The 14,641-nt window shown below is 35.3% G+C and carries 14 protein-coding genes and 1 riboswitch; all 14 genes read left to right on the top strand.

Annotated elements, in window-relative coordinates:
- The 14 genes from cbiB to J6D32_RS11465 all read left to right on the top strand — a co-directional run bounded on the left by cbiB (position 1) and on the right by J6D32_RS11465 (position 14,641).
- Positions 1 to 939: an adenosylcobinamide-phosphate synthase CbiB gene (gene cbiB / locus J6D32_RS11530; RefSeq protein ID WP_006784179.1), complete on the top strand. Its 939-nt coding sequence runs from the start codon at positions 1 to 3 to the stop codon at positions 937 to 939.
- Positions 936 to 2,000, top strand: coding sequence for a threonine-phosphate decarboxylase CobD (cobD, locus tag J6D32_RS11525; RefSeq protein ID WP_006784178.1), 1,065 nt, complete (start codon positions 936 to 938; stop codon positions 1,998 to 2,000). The genes cbiB and cobD overlap by 4 nt, the downstream gene beginning before the upstream one ends.
- Positions 1,997 to 2,959 carry a phosphoglycerate mutase gene (locus J6D32_RS11520; RefSeq protein ID WP_006784177.1) on the top strand — a complete coding sequence of 321 codons (963 nt, stop codon included), beginning with the start codon at positions 1,997 to 1,999 and terminating at the stop codon, positions 2,957 to 2,959. Before cobD ends, J6D32_RS11520 begins: the two co-directional genes overlap by 4 nt.
- A 300-nt stretch (positions 2,960 to 3,259) precedes the next feature.
- Positions 3,260 to 3,634 (top strand): hypothetical protein, encoded by a 375-nt coding sequence (locus tag J6D32_RS11515; RefSeq protein WP_006784176.1) that lies wholly within the window; start codon positions 3,260 to 3,262, stop codon positions 3,632 to 3,634.
- A 92-nt stretch (positions 3,635 to 3,726) separates the two neighbouring features.
- A riboswitch (cobalamin riboswitch) is annotated at positions 3,727 to 3,903 on the top strand.
- A gap of 158 nt (positions 3,904 to 4,061) precedes the next feature.
- Complete coding sequence (locus tag J6D32_RS11510; RefSeq protein ID WP_055164517.1) at positions 4,062 to 5,048, top strand: ABC transporter substrate-binding protein; 987 nt, start codon at positions 4,062 to 4,064, stop codon at positions 5,046 to 5,048.
- Positions 5,038 to 6,066, top strand: coding sequence for a FecCD family ABC transporter permease (locus J6D32_RS11505; RefSeq protein WP_006784174.1), 1,029 nt, complete (start codon positions 5,038 to 5,040; stop codon positions 6,064 to 6,066). Before J6D32_RS11510 ends, J6D32_RS11505 begins: the two co-directional genes overlap by 11 nt.
- A 5-nt stretch (positions 6,067 to 6,071) precedes the next feature.
- Positions 6,072 to 6,827: an ABC transporter ATP-binding protein gene (locus J6D32_RS11500; RefSeq protein ID WP_006784173.1), complete on the top strand. Its 756-nt coding sequence runs from the start codon at positions 6,072 to 6,074 to the stop codon at positions 6,825 to 6,827.
- A gap of 4 nt (positions 6,828 to 6,831) precedes the next feature.
- Positions 6,832 to 7,473, top strand: a complete 642-nt coding sequence (locus J6D32_RS11495) for a Dph6-related ATP pyrophosphatase (protein ID WP_006784172.1) — start codon at positions 6,832 to 6,834, stop codon at positions 7,471 to 7,473.
- 9 nt (positions 7,474 to 7,482) lie between these two features.
- A complete protein-coding gene (locus tag J6D32_RS11490; protein ID WP_006784171.1) occupies positions 7,483 to 8,943 on the top strand; it encodes a cobyric acid synthase in 1,461 nt (486 codons plus the stop codon).
- A 306-nt stretch (positions 8,944 to 9,249) separates the two neighbouring features.
- A complete protein-coding gene (gene bsh / locus J6D32_RS11485; RefSeq protein WP_009606361.1) occupies positions 9,250 to 10,290 on the top strand; it encodes a choloylglycine hydrolase in 1,041 nt (346 codons plus the stop codon).
- A gap of 199 nt (positions 10,291 to 10,489) precedes the next feature.
- A complete protein-coding gene (locus tag J6D32_RS11480; protein ID WP_055164510.1) occupies positions 10,490 to 11,284 on the top strand; it encodes a histidinol-phosphatase in 795 nt (264 codons plus the stop codon).
- Positions 11,285 to 11,397: 113 nt separating this feature from the next.
- Positions 11,398 to 12,075, top strand: a complete 678-nt coding sequence (locus J6D32_RS11475; protein ID WP_009606867.1) for an MgtC/SapB family protein — start codon at positions 11,398 to 11,400, stop codon at positions 12,073 to 12,075.
- Positions 12,076 to 12,156: 81 nt separating this feature from the next.
- Positions 12,157 to 13,494, top strand: a complete 1,338-nt coding sequence (locus tag J6D32_RS11470; protein ID WP_006784167.1) for an MATE family efflux transporter — start codon at positions 12,157 to 12,159, stop codon at positions 13,492 to 13,494.
- A 211-nt stretch (positions 13,495 to 13,705) separates the two neighbouring features.
- Positions 13,706 to 14,641 carry an L-lactate dehydrogenase gene (locus tag J6D32_RS11465; RefSeq protein WP_055164508.1) on the top strand — a complete coding sequence of 312 codons (936 nt, stop codon included), beginning with the start codon at positions 13,706 to 13,708 and terminating at the stop codon, positions 14,639 to 14,641.

Here is a 14,641-nt window from a genome sequence, read left to right as displayed (position 1 = left end):
ATGTGGTCTTTAATGATTGGATTCGTCCTTGATGTCATCATCGGCGACCCACATAATCCATATCACCCGGTTCGAATCATTGGAAGTTGGGCGATGAATTTGGAAAGTGTATTTCGAAAAATAGATTCAAATAACCTTAAATTAGCAGGAGCACTTGCGTGGCTTTGTATTATTGTTCCGACCTTTTTAATCACGTTAATCATCGTTAAAATAGCGTTCTTTATCCACCCGATGGTCGGGATTTTAGTAGAAGGTATTTTAATTTATTTCTGTCTTTCAGCTAAAGGGCTGAAAGTTGAAGGACTTAAAGTGATTAAAACGTTAGAGTCCGGTGATATTGAAAAAGCGCGTCATCAATTATCATATATTGTCGGACGTGACACGGCATCACTTGATGAAACTTCAATTGTTCGTGCAGTGATTGAAACAGTGGCAGAAAATATGTCAGATGGCATTATTGCTCCGATTTTATTTGCAGGACTTGGTGGTGCGCCGCTTGCGATGGCGTATAAAGCAGTCAATACGTGTGATTCGATGTTTGGTTATAAAAATGAGAAATACCTTGAATTTGGTTTTGTTTCAGCTAAAATGGATGATTTATTTAATTATATTCCAGCTAGATTAACGGGCTATTTGATTATCATTGCATCATTTATTTTAGGATTAGATTATAAACAAAGTTATCAGATTTATCAGCGTGATCGTTATAATCATACCAGTCCAAATAGCGCACATCCAGAAGCTGCAGTAGCAGGAGCCTTAGGAATTAAGCTAGGAGGAGCGAATTATTATTTCAGTAAACTGGTTGAAAAACCGACGATTGGCGACGAAACAAAAGCGATTGAAATGAAAGATTTATATCAAACGAATATGATTTTAACAACGGTGAGTTTTTTAGGATTAATTGTTGCCTTATTAATTGGAGGAGTGGTGAGATGAACTTAGGCCATGGTGGAAACATTGCACAGATTGCGAGATTACACGGAATTTTTGAAGATAGCATCATTGATTTCTCGGCAAATATTAATCCTCTTGGACTATGTCCGAATGTGTTAGAGGCCATGATTCAATCATTAGATAACATTGTTCATTATCCTGATATCACGTACTATGATTTAAAACGGGCTATTGCGAATTATGAAAATATAAAGGAAGAACAAATCATACTTGGAAATGGAGCAGCAGAAGTGATTTTTAATGTTGTTCGTGCACTTCAACCTAAAAAAGCATTGTTGTTTGCACCGACATTTTCAGAGTATGAAGATGCCCTAAAATCGATGGAGTGTCAGATAGAGCATTATATTTTAAAAGAAGATTTTAAGTTAGAAGATGGTTTTATAGACGCGATAAAGGAAGGGATTGATGTTTTATTTATTTGTAATCCAAATAATCCAACCGGTGTTTTAACACCGAAAGAATTCATCTTAAAAGTTTTAAAGAAAGCAGTCCAAACTAAGACAAAAGTCGTAGTGGATGAATCATTTTTAGATTTTGTTGAGAACAAAGAAGACTACTGTATGATAAGTGATGTGAATCAATTTAAACAGTTGATCGTAGTTAAATCACTGACGAAGTTTTTCGCCTTTCCAGGTATTCGGGTGGGATATGGTGTTTTAAGTGATCAACATCTGATTGAACAAATCAATAAAATCGCGGTACCGTGGGCGATTAATACGGTCGCTAATTTCGGAGCTCAGGTGGCGTTAACTCAAACAGAGTATATCTCTAAAACTCTGACCTATGTTAAAGAAGAAAATGAATTCCTATACACAGCTCTTGAAAAATTTGACTCATTGACAGTGTATCGTGGGGCGGTAAACTTCTTATTTTTCAAATGTAAAGTGTCATTGGATTTGAAACAGGAATTATTAAAGGATGGGATTTTAATTCGTAGCTGTGATAATTATGTAGGGTTATCAGCAGGGTTTTATCGGGTTGCAGTGCGCACACGAGCAGAAAATTTAGCGCTAATTAACGCGTTAGAGGGCATTTTGATATGAAAGAAGTGCTAATTATTTTAGATGGTTTGATGGAAGAGCAGCTTGACTTTAATCCGACATCCTGGTGTGATTTTTCGGTTTTGAATCGTGATCTGGATAGTTTAAATTGTATTTTTAATCTGCTTGGTTATTCGTCTAATCAGTTTGAGATTGGTGAACGTGCCTATTACGAAGCTCTTGCAAATGGGATTTCTCTTCAGGAAAATGAAGTTGTATTAAGATGTAATATTGTACGAGTTGAGGATGGAAAATTAGTAGACTTTACTGGTGGAAGATTGCCGTCAAACATTGAAAGTATCCTTCAAGAAATTCACGTACCGGATGGAACGTTGTATGCGGGTGACACGTATAAAAATTTATTGCTTCTAAAAAATTTTTCCTCAGATATTAAGTTATACCCGCCACATTTTCATGTAGGTGAAGACCTTGATACTTTAATACCAAAGGATTGGCGACTTCAAAAACTGATGAAGGACTCTAAAGCTGTTTTTAATCAACACGGATTAAACGGTTGCATGCTATGGCCTTGGGGATTATCTACGGTGGTTCATCTTCCATCTTTTTATGATCGATATCAAAAAGTTGGAGCAGTGGTAAGTGGGATTGATTTAGTAGCGGGAATGGGATTAGCGCTTGGTATGAAATCAATTAAACCAAGCCTAGCAACAGGTTATGAAAATACAGATTTAGTTCAAAAGCTTGAAGTAGCCCTTTCTTTAATTCAAGAAGTGGATGTTTTAATTGTGCATATTAATGGACTTGATGAATTAGCTCATCAAAAAGATTTTGCGGGTAAGTTAGCCTTCTTAGAAAAAATAAATACCCAATTCATTTTACCGTTAGTCAATCAACTCAGTGATACAATGATTTATATAACATGTGATCATCGTACCGATTCTAAAACTGGGAAACATGAGGTAGGGAAGGTGCCGATGTGGGAAATAGTTTTAGAAAAATAAAAAAGACTGCTTTTCGTGGCAAGGAAAAGCAGTCTTTTTTTGATTAAAACATGGCAGTGAAAGAATTCAAAAAGGAATTCATTTCGGTTTGTAAAAATTCAAAACGTAAACATAAGAAGCAACACACACACCCAAAGGAAAATAAAGTAATAAAACTAAAGGAGTTTGTAAGATTAAGCCGTACCCCAGTAACTTAATCTTCTCTACAATGTATGGGAATAGTATTAGATTTAGAACTAAAATAAACTCTTTTTTGAAATTAATTTAGATGTTATGATGAGAATTGAAATGAGGGATAGGATGAGTAAATGGTGGATGATGATTTTAATAAGTATGCTATTAACAGGATGCACATCACAAGCTATTAAGTTGGATGATGAGAAGTTTTTAGAGTGTGTCGACGGTGATACGGTAGATTTTTCAATGTTTTTTCCTACTGATTGGGATATAGTATGGATCTTTCATCCATATACACCACTTGAAAAAGTTGAGGAAACAATTGGAACTCGTTTTAAGCATGAGACAGCGATTGAGTATTCAGATACTATTCATTTAGTTATAGCTCTAAAAGATGACCATGTGGTGAGTTATGCTGAGATTAGCCGCTTAGTTTATGATTTCAATACGGCAGAAACGTTAAAAATAACGAAGGAAAACCAATTACAAATCAATTGAGAATAAAGATTGGGTATGATTCATAAAGTGTTAGGTAATTGGCTATCATTAGACAAATTTGACAAATAGAAGTGTAACGACTATACTTGATTAGTCATGGACTCATAGCAGGTGATATGATCTTAATAAGGAATGAAGTGAAATTCTTCAACTATCTCAGTAACCGTGAAGCGGACAATGTCTTAGTGAGCCACTGCATCAATTGATGTGGGAAGGGAAGACGGCGGATGATGCAAAGTCGGGAGACTTGCCTGATATGCGAGTGCTATTATCCCCTGAGGATGGGATAATGGGATACGTACGTGATTTTACTTAAGTCATTAGGTAAAAGAATTTAATGTAGTCATACCTTAATGTGGTATGTTTTTTTATGTTAATTTCATACGTATCATATGAACCTCAAAATTTTAAAACTTGGAGGAGAAGTATGAAAAAGTTTAAACAAATCGTGTCATCATCTTTAGTGGCATTTGTTACAATGATGTCATTAGCAGGGTGTCAAACAGAAGCACCCGAAAACAAAGAAACAACTGAACAAACACAAACGCCAGTTGAGCAAGCACAAAACTCAGATGCAACATCTTCAAAAATGGTAGACCGTGAAGGAAATGAATTTGAAGCGCCAGTTTCGATTGAGCGCATTTTATCAACTGCACCATCTAATACGGAAGTATTAATTGCACTAGGATTAGCTGATAACCTAGTTGGTGTGGATAAATATTCAACAGATATCGAAGGAATTCCAGCAGATGCTGAAGTCATCGATTTTAGAAACCCAGATTCAGAAGCAATTATTGAAATGCAACCTGATATTATTATTGCATCAGGACATAACAAAGTAGGAGATGAAGATCCTTACGCTTTATTAAAAGAAGCGGGAATTACAGTAGTATATATCCCAAGTAGTGATAGCATTGAAGGAATTTATGAGGATATTGCTTTTATTGCGGATGTAACAAATAAAGAAACAGAAGGACAAGAATTAATTGATGAAATGAAACAAGAAGTAGCTGCTATTAAAGCCGTTGGTGATACCATCACAGATAAAAAAACAGTGTACTTTGAAATTGGTTCATCATCAAAATTATATAGCTTTGGTCATTCAACATTTATTAATGAATTAATTGAAACAGTAGGCGCAACAAATATTTTAGCTGATGAAGAAGGATGGATTTCACCAAGTGAGGAAGCGGTTATTACAGCTAATCCAGATGTTATCTTGACAAATGAAACTTACTTAGATAATGCGACTCAATTAATTAAAGAACGTGCGGGATTTGAAACAATCACAGCGGTTGAAAATGATGCCATTTATTTAATCGATAAAAATGCCTCATCACGTGGTAGCCAAAACGTGATTAAAGCTTTAAAAGAAATTGCACAGGCTGTTTATCCTGAATACTATGCAAACTAATAAACGCAAACTTTTAATACTACTAGCGATTCCGTTAGTAGTATTAATTATATGTATCGGAACCATCATCGGAAGTTCGAACATTGACTTTCTTGATATCTTATCGATTATAGGGCATAAACTATTTAATCTCCCGCTACTCGAAAATATCCAAAATAAAGATGTCTCAATCATTTGGGTCATTCGATTACCACGCGTCTTACTCGCTTTTTTAGTCGGAGCCTCTCTCGCTGTTAGTGGAGCTGTCATTCAATCCATTCTAAAAAATCCACTTGCCTCACCTTACACACTCGGCGTCTCATCTGGAGCATCGCTTGGTGTTGGACTTTACATTATCCTAGGGTTTTCAATTCCATTGGTTGGGAATATGGCCTTACCTGTTATCGGGTTTATTTGTGGGTTAGCCACTGTTTTTTCAGTTATTTTATTCGCGAACAAAGTAGATCGTGGGCTCTCAAATAATACAATGATACTTGCTGGAATGGTATTTTCATTATTTACAAATGCCATGCTCACAACCATAACTGCTTTAAATAGTGAGAATATTACTCAAATAACGATGTGGCAAATGGGCTCATTTGCGATGCGGGGATGGCCCTATGTGAGAGCTATTATCCCATTTTTTATCGTCGGTCTTTTTATCGTTTTAAAATATTGTAAAGAAATGGACGTTTTAAGTTTCGGAGAAGATCAAGCAAAAAGCGTCGGAGTTGAAACCAAAAAAGTTAAAACAAACCTCATTGTAGCAGTTGCAATTTTAACTGGAAGTGCGATTGCTTTAAGTGGGACGATTGGTTTTATCGATTTAATCACACCGCATGTCGTAAGGAAACTGGTCGGTTCAAATCATAAATGGGTCATTCCAATGTGTATCGTTTTTGGTGGATCTTTCATGGTGTTAACAGATTTAGTTGCTAGAACGATTATCTCCCCATCCGAACTTCCTGTTGGAGCTATTACCGCTTTAATTGGAGCCCCATTCTTTGCTTATCTATATTTCAGTAAGAGAAGTAGGTGAGTCAAATGTTAAAAATTAATCAACTCAATTGTGGATATGATGGAAAAATAGTTGTTAAAGACGTTAACCTACACATAAAAAAAGGTCAAACTCAATGTATTGTGGGGCCTAATGGTTGTGGAAAAACAACGATTTTAAAAGCAATTGCCAACCTTCTAGATTATGAAGGAGAAATTCTATTAGAAGGTCAGAATATTAAACACATCAAACGAAAGCATCTTGCTAAAAAGATTGCCTTCATGACGCAATCATCAGACCTTTATTTTCCTTATACCGTGTATGAAACCGTCTCACTAGGAAGATATGCTCATTCAACCGGACTGTTTTCCACACTATCAAAACGTGATAAAGAGATTGTGCTCGATTGTATTAAACGAGTCGGATTAGAAGCGGAAAAGGATAAACTCATCAATGAATTATCAGGTGGTCAATTGCAGCGCGTTTATTTAGCACGCGCATTTGCTCAAGAACCTGACATCATTTTACTTGATGAACCGACGAATCATTTAGATTTAAAATATCAGATTGAAATTTTGGACCATATTAATCAATGGACAAAGGAGCAGGGAAAAACTGTGATTGCCGTTTTGCATGACTTGAATTTAGTTCAAATGTTTAGTGAAGAGGTCATCATGATTAAGGACGGACAAGTCGTGGCATCTGGTCTTTCAAAAGATGTTTTAGATGAGGAAAGATTACTTGATGTTTACGGAATTAATATCAAAAACTTTATGTTAGAAGCGTTAGAGAAATGGAGATAAGGTTATGAAATTTGTTATGTCATATAGCTGTGGAAAAGACAGTACGCTATCATTATATCGTATGATTAAAGCAGGACATGAACCGTTAGCTTTATTAATTACAGTGGATAAAAAGGTATGTCGTAGTTGGTTTCACGGTGTTCCTAAGCATCTACTTGAAGAAGTATCAAAGTCATTAAATATTCCGCTTTTATTGGTTGAAAGTATTGGGGATAATTATAAAGAAACGTTTGAAGAAGCACTAGGTAAAGCCAAAGAACAGGGCGCCGAGGCTTGTGTTTTTGGAGATATTGATTTAGAAGCCCATCGTACTTGGTGTACGGATCGTTGTGAAGCAGTTGGACTTGAGGCAGTCTTTCCTTTATGGTTAGAAGATCGTGAAGCGTTAACGCATGAATTTATTGATTTAGGGTTTACAACGGTTTTAAAAAATGTGAAGTTAGAATGTTTAGGTGAAGAATTTTTAGGCAAGGTCTTAACGAAAGAATTAGTTGAGAAAATTAAAGCAACGGGGTCTGATGCATGTGGTGAAAATGGTGAGTATCATAGTTTTGTCTATGATGGGCCATTATTCTCTTATCCTGTTTCATTTGAAGTTGGCGAAAATATTTTAACCGAGACACACGGTTATTTAGATATTAAGTAGGTAAACAACATGAAGACAAAACGAATCATGTTACTTGGAACAGCCTCATCAGTTGGAAAAAGTACTCTAGCGGCAGCGTTTTGTCGCTATTTTAAAAAGCAAGGATATAGCGTTGCACCGTATAAAGCTCTGAATATTTCACTTAATTCTTATGTGACAAAAGATGGCGATGAAATTGGACGTGCTCAAGTGGTACAAGCCGAAAGTTGCGAAATCGAACCGGTTGCAGACATGAATCCAATTCTAATGAAACCGAGTGTGGGTTATAAAACACAAGTCATTGTTCGAGGTAAAGTTCACTGTACGATGGATGCCTATCAGTATCATGACTTAAATAAATATTTAAAGGAACAGGCGGCACTAGCCTACAAACAGTTAGCACAAAATCATGACCTAATCGTTTTAGAGGGATCAGGAAGTTGCGCTGAAATTAACTTAAAAGCAACAGATATTGCAAATTTTCATACGGCAAAGATGGCAGATGCGCCCGTTATTTTAGTTGCTGATATTGATAAAGGCGGCGTTTTTGCCTCAATTGTTGGAACGATTATGTTGCTTGAGGAAGACGAGCGAGCACGTGTTAAAGGAATTATCATCAATAAGTTTCGCGGTAAAGTCGAGTACTTTAAGGATGCGATGAAGCAAATTGAAGACCTGATTAACATCCCAGTACTTGGCGTCTTACCTTATTTTGAATTAGACATTGAAGAAGAAGACGGCGCAACGGACAGAGTTCAGACCAAAAGAGGGAGCGGTGTTGATATTGCGGTGATTCGACTTCCACACATGTCGAATTTTACAGATTTTAATGCTCTTAATCGATTGCCAGATGTCAGTGTCCGCTATGTCTTTAACCCAAGAGAATTAGAAGGGGCTCATTTAATTATCATTCCAGGAAGTAAAAATACGATTGATGATTTAATCTATTTAAAACAAAGTGGTTTTGCCAATGGAATTGAGTTTCAACGAACACAAGGAACCTTAGTTTTTGGAATTTGTGGTGGTTATCAAATGCTTGGCCAAATCGTTAAAGACCCAAAAGGTGTCGAAGGAAATCCGCGTGAGGAAGCGGGACTTGGCTTACTTGAAATGATCACTGAATTTAATCCGATAAAAACAACGAAACAAGTGTGTGGATTTGATTTAGATGGAAATCAAATCAATGGATATGAAATCCATAATGGCATGAGTTTCACAACGAATTCTGAAAACATCTGGATTAAAGATGAGAATGATGTCGTCCTTGGGATGAAAAATAAAGAAGGAAATGTCTTTGGAACCTACATTCATGGATTATTCGATGAAGGTGACTTTGCTCTCAAGTTAATCAATCAACTTAAACAAAAATTAAATCTAGAAATAAAAAATCAAATGAATTATAAAGATTATAAAATGTCACAGTACGATCAACTATGCGAGCTTTTAAAAGAGAATGTTGATATGGAATACATTGAAACCCTATTAAATTAAATCTATATTTTGAAGGATAGTTAATATCTATGGATTTGTTTTTTTAGAGTGAATTAACCAATTCAAGTCGAATAATATAAAGTCCAATTTAAAATAGAGCTTAATGAAAATACCTAAATGAAATGATAAATAGAGTTTTAATATTTATCCTCTGTCATTTAGGTGTTTTTTTATTTATGAAGCGATAAGAAATTGTTTAATGAGCTGATGTTCAGGATTCATATTTTTTGAAAGTATCTTAACATAATATTTTCAAATAGATACACACTATAATTAGGAACCATCAGCTTAAAAATAGGTGTTTTGATGAGTTCAAAATTAATGTTTTATTTTAATAGAAAGATGGGATTGAAAAATATGTGTACAGGACTTAGCTTAGTTACAAAAGATAATAAGCATTTATTTGGACGAAATTTAGATGTACCCGCTACATATGGACAAGCTGTTCATATTGTTCCAAGAAATTATGATTGGTTCAATATTGTGAGTGATGAAACATATACGTCAAAGTATGCTTGTATTGGGATGGGAATTGTTGTGGATCGTCTTCCCCTTCTTTTTGATGCAGTTAATGAAAAAGGATTAGCAGGTGCCGGGTTAAATTTTACGCATTTTGCTAAGTTTAACGAAAAAGCTGTTGATGGAAAAACGAATATTTCAGGTTCAACTTTCTTATACTGGGCATTAAGTAATTTCTCAAATTTAGATGAATTAAAAGAAGCCTTAAAACAGTTAATTATTACGAATATTCCAGTTAAAGAAGGGCTTCCTGTTGCAGGACTTCACTGGATGTTTACAGATTTAAGTGGAAAAAGTATTGTCATTGAGTACATGGAAGATGGAATGCACGTATACGACAATCCAGTAGGAGCCTTAACAAATGATCCAACTTTCCCTTGGCATTTAACAAATCTATGCCAATATGTAACATTAGATACAAAAACTCCAGCACCAAAACAATTTGGAGAATATGTTGCTAAACCATTTGGTCATGGGCTTAATATGTGTGGAATCCCAGGAGATGCTTCTCCAGCTGCACGATTTGTTCGAACAGTCTATTTCCGTGATACAGTTGTCGAAGCAGATGATGAAGTCAGTGGTGTTTCAGCATTCTTCCAAGTGCTAACAGGTGTTACCGTCATAAAAGGAAGCGAAATTGATCCAAATGGAGATATGAATTACACCGTCTATAAATCTTGTATGTGCCAAGAATCAGGAACATACTACTACACAGATTATAAAAACCGTCGTATTAGTGCCGTTTGCTTATCAAAAGCCGACCTAGATGGAAAAGAAATCATCAGCTTTGAATATCAAGGTAAACAAGATATTTTATTCCAAAACTAAATCAGATAAATAAAAAAAATCATCTCATATTCTAGTTCATATGAGATGATTTTTTTTATTCATAAGGATTATAGGCGAAAAAATTAAAAAGATAATAGAGTTAATCTTCTGAGCTTTACTTTAATCTCCAAAAGATTTTTTATTTAATGTGCTATAATATCTCAATATTAGATGCTTAGCAGTGGGAGGGAAAAATAGAGTGAAGAAAGTGAATTATCACACGCATACGAAAAGGTGCAAGCATGCGGGGGGAAGTGACGAGGAATATATAGAAAGTGCCATTAAATCTGGTTTTCAAGAATTAGGATTCGCAGATCACACACCATGGCCATTTGATTCAAGCTACACATCAAGTATGCGAATGGATATAGAACAACTTGATGATTATGTGAATCATCTGCAAATCTTAAAACAAAAATATGTCAATCAAATTAGTATCAAAATTGGGTTAGAGTGCGAATATTTTGAGGAATATATTCCATGGCTTAGGCATATAATTGAGGAATATAAAGTCGATTATGTGATTTTTGGTAATCATTTTTCATCGAACGAACAGAAGAATGTCGGATATGGAAAAATGAAAACTGATGAAACAGCATTAGAGCTGTATTTAGACACCGCGATTAAAGCTATTGAATCGAAACTCTTTGCTTACTTTGCACATCCTGATATCTTCATCAGAGGCTATGGAAAATTTGATGACGTTTGCGAACGGATTTCACGTCAGATTTGTGAGAAAGCGAAAGAATATGACTTAATTTTAGAATTTAATATTTCAAATTACATCTGTGAACCTGATTCAAAACATTATTTATATCCATGTCTTGATTTCTGGAAAATTGTAAGTGAGCTTGGATGTCGATGTATTATAGGGTACGATGCGCATCAACCACAGGTGTTAGAGCAACAGAATGGTTACTTGAAAGCGATAGCCGAACTTGAAAAAATAGGCATTGAAATCGTAGATGTTATCCCATTTTTGAATCATCTATGACTCTGAAAAGAAGTTATTTCCACAAAACAGTAAGCGCTTTAAAAATAAGGGTATAAGATGTATAATAAAAATATAGAGTTTCGACGTATTTCAACAACTGGGGAGGGGATTATATGAATACTCAGATGATGATTGAGATTGTTATTCGCACTATTTTATCAATGATCATTGGTGGTTTGATTGGGTGGGAGCGTGAAAGTACGCATCGGCCAGCTGGACTGCGCACCCATATGTTAGTTGCTGTTGGAGCCTGTGTGATTATGCAACTTGGAATATTTACGGCAACACAGTATGGAAACTTAGATCCAACTCGCCTTGGCGCACAAGTTATTTCTGGGATTGGATTTCTAGGTGCCGGTACGATTATGAAAGAGGGAGCTTCAGTCAAAGGATTAACAACGGCTGCTAGTCTTTGGGCGGTAGCATGTTTAGGTCTTGCTGTTGGATGTGGAGCCTACTTTATTGCAATTGTTGGATTTGTTGCGATTATCTTGACGTTAACGGTATTCGAACGGGCTTCAAACTACGTTCCGGATGGAAAATATACGCGATTAACCATTAGTATTCGTTGTGAAGATATCTCGCAAACATTAGCACATCTTAATGAAATTGCCGAAAAGCATCAAGCTCAAATTCTAGAGCTACAATTAAAAGTAATCGAAGAACATAACAATAAAATTACGTTTAAACTAGCGACCAATAAATCACGTCGTCGATTAGATTCAACAGAGTTAATGGGGAATATTTCACAGTACTCAGGAATCAACACCGTTAAAATGACGGAGTGTTAAAAACGTGATATAATGAAACACTGAAAAGCTATGGAATTTATTCCGTAGCTTTTTATATGAGGTAAAAAGGAGTATGAGAGCATGAATATGGATCATATTTTAAATGCAAATTTATTTAAAGTTTGGTCAAAATTTGTTATGGCATCAGTCATTGGTGTCGTATTAAACACGATTTATACGATTATTGATGGAATGTTTGTTGGTCAAGGGGTTGGAGAAATAGGACTTGCGGCAGTCAACATTGTTTGGCCTGCCATTACATTAATTATCGGAACAGGATTAATGCTTGGAATTGGGGCTAGTAGTTTAATCGCTATTTCACTCGGTAAAAAAGATATCGAAGAAGCTGAAAAGTATCTGGGAACAACGATGGTGGCTTCAATAGCAATCGGTGCTTTGATTACAATCGTCGGTTTATTATTTAGAAATCCGATCTTAAGAATGCTTGGGGCAGATGAAATGGTGATGCCATATGCACAAGATTATTTCTCCATTTTTTACTGTATTACCATTCCTTATATTTTTTCTACAGCGCTTAACCCTATTGTACGAACAGATGGAAACCCAAAACTTGCGATGATGATGGTTGGGATTGGAGCAATTGCAAATATTATTTTAGACTATTTACTCGTAATAGTTTTTGATTTTGGAATTAAAGGGGCAGCAATTGCTACAAGTGCGAGTATTGTTCTAAGTACTTTGATTTCACTTTATTATTTTTTAAAAGGCAACTCAACCATTAAGATTAGGAAGCTCTATTTAAAACTTGATGGAAAAATTTTAAAAGAAATTGTGAAAATTGGATTTGTTAGTTTCATGATTCAGCTCTCGTATGGAACCATTATTTTTGTTCAAAACAATGTCATGTATGCTTATGGAAGTAACATCGATGTAGCTATTTACACTGTTGCATCGTATGTGAATTGTTTCTTCGTAAATGTTTGTACAGGAATTTCACAAGGTCTTCAACCCTTAATTGGATATCATTTTGGAGCGAATAAATGGACTCGTATGAAGCAATTTTTATATTTAAGTATTGTGATAAGCGTGGTAGCAGGTATTCTTGTTTTCATTGGAATTTATAGTTACGGTCGAGAACTCGTATCCATTTTTGGAATTTCATCTGAAAATTTAGAGTATGGCTATCAAAGTATTTTAATGTATTGTTTGGGTAGCCCCATTATTGGAATTATTTTTACGATGAGTGGTTATTATCAAGCCATCGGTAAAAATATTCAGGCCAATATTTTGTCGGTTAGTCGAGGGCTTATTTTTCAATTTATTTTAACACTAGCATTACCACCACTTATTGGCGTATCAGGTGTCTTTTTATCCTTACCGATAGCCGAAATTTTAACACTGATGATTTTAGTGTTCATGAATGGTAAAAGGGTCATGAGGTTAAAATTTTCCTATTAGCATTATTTCGTCAAATTTAAAAATAGCGATAAGTTTTTCATACTGTGAAACTTTTTAACAGATTTCATTAGTAAATTATGTTAGAGATAAAAGGAATCATCTTGAAAAATCGAACTAGACTGTCTCTTGTTAGAGATGGTCTTTTTTCATAGAGCAATAAAGGAGAAGAATCCATATGATATATTAAGCTTACTATTTTGGAGGGGGAAACATGGCAATAAAAATGAGCAAAGTTGCAATTATAGGAACAGGATTAGTCGGATCAAGTTGTGGATATGCTTTAATTAATCAAGGAGTATGTGACGAGATACTATTAATTGATATCAATCAAGAAAGAGCAACAGGTGAAATGATAGATTTACTTAATAGTGTTTCATTTATGTCATCTCGTACAAAAGTAAAAGTTGCAAGTTATAAAGAACTTCATGATGTAGATATCATTGTTTTCACTGCAGGAGCCGCACCAAAAGGGAATCAAACACGACTAGATACACTAGGAGTCAGTGCCGCTATCTGTGATTCAGTCATTAAAGAAGTCATGGCATCAGGATTTAACGGTTTCTTTGTGGTTGCATCAAATCCCGTAGATATTATTAGTTATCATATTATGAAACTATCAGGTCTTCCTAAGAATCAAGTGATTGGAACCGGAACCTCCATTGATACCATCCGTTTAAAAACGATTCTATCTTCTTACTTAAATGACATCGATCCACGTGATATACACGCCTATGTTTTAGGAGAACATGGAGATTCACAAATGGTACCATGGTCAAATGCAAAAGTAGCGGGAATTCCTTTAACAGAATATATAAAAGAACCACTGGATTTAAATGCGATTGCTTATCAAACGATGCAAGTCGGATGGGAAATTTACAAACGAAAAGGGACCACCTACTACGGTATTGCGGCTGCCGTTGTGAGAATCATTAAAGCTATTTTTAATGATGAACAAATAATCATTCCAACATCTGCGTTACTAGAAGGAGAATATGATGAATTTAATATATACACAGGAGTACCAACGATCATCGGAAAAAATGGAGTCGAGTCAGTCCTTGAACTCCCACTTACACCAAACGAATTAAACGCCTTTAAACACTCCAATAATGTGTTAAGAGAATCTATGAAAACGATAGGGTATTAG

It is taken from the genome of Turicibacter sp. (genome assembly GCF_017941855.1).
In the GTDB taxonomy this organism is placed as follows: Bacteria; Bacillota_I; Bacilli_A; order MOL361; family Turicibacteraceae; genus Turicibacter; species Turicibacter sanguinis.
This window is presented reverse-complemented; position numbering and strand designations above follow the sequence as displayed.

What these genes read in the sequence shown, in the direction of transcription:
- cbiB (WP_006784179.1), top strand. Translation starts at nt 1, where the DNA reads ATGTGGTCTTTAATGATTGGATTCGTCCTTGATGTCATCATCGGCGAC.
- cobD (WP_006784178.1), top strand. Translation starts at nt 936, where the DNA reads ATGAACTTAGGCCATGGTGGAAACATTGCACAGATTGCGAGATTACAC.
- J6D32_RS11520 (WP_006784177.1), top strand. Translation starts at nt 1,997, where the DNA reads ATGAAAGAAGTGCTAATTATTTTAGATGGTTTGATGGAAGAGCAGCTT.
- J6D32_RS11515 (WP_006784176.1), top strand. Translation starts at nt 3,260, where the DNA reads ATGAGTAAATGGTGGATGATGATTTTAATAAGTATGCTATTAACAGGA.
- J6D32_RS11510 (WP_055164517.1), top strand. Translation starts at nt 4,062, where the DNA reads ATGAAAAAGTTTAAACAAATCGTGTCATCATCTTTAGTGGCATTTGTT.
- J6D32_RS11505 (WP_006784174.1), top strand. Translation starts at nt 5,038, where the DNA reads ATGCAAACTAATAAACGCAAACTTTTAATACTACTAGCGATTCCGTTA.
- J6D32_RS11500 (WP_006784173.1), top strand. Translation starts at nt 6,072, where the DNA reads ATGTTAAAAATTAATCAACTCAATTGTGGATATGATGGAAAAATAGTT.
- J6D32_RS11495 (WP_006784172.1), top strand. Translation starts at nt 6,832, where the DNA reads ATGAAATTTGTTATGTCATATAGCTGTGGAAAAGACAGTACGCTATCA.
- J6D32_RS11490 (WP_006784171.1), top strand. Translation starts at nt 7,483, where the DNA reads ATGAAGACAAAACGAATCATGTTACTTGGAACAGCCTCATCAGTTGGA.
- bsh (WP_009606361.1), top strand. Translation starts at nt 9,250, where the DNA reads ATGAGTTCAAAATTAATGTTTTATTTTAATAGAAAGATGGGATTGAAA.
- J6D32_RS11475 (WP_009606867.1), top strand. Translation starts at nt 11,398, where the DNA reads ATGAATACTCAGATGATGATTGAGATTGTTATTCGCACTATTTTATCA.
- J6D32_RS11470 (WP_006784167.1), top strand. Translation starts at nt 12,157, where the DNA reads ATGAATATGGATCATATTTTAAATGCAAATTTATTTAAAGTTTGGTCA.
- J6D32_RS11465 (WP_055164508.1), top strand. Translation starts at nt 13,706, where the DNA reads ATGGCAATAAAAATGAGCAAAGTTGCAATTATAGGAACAGGATTAGTC.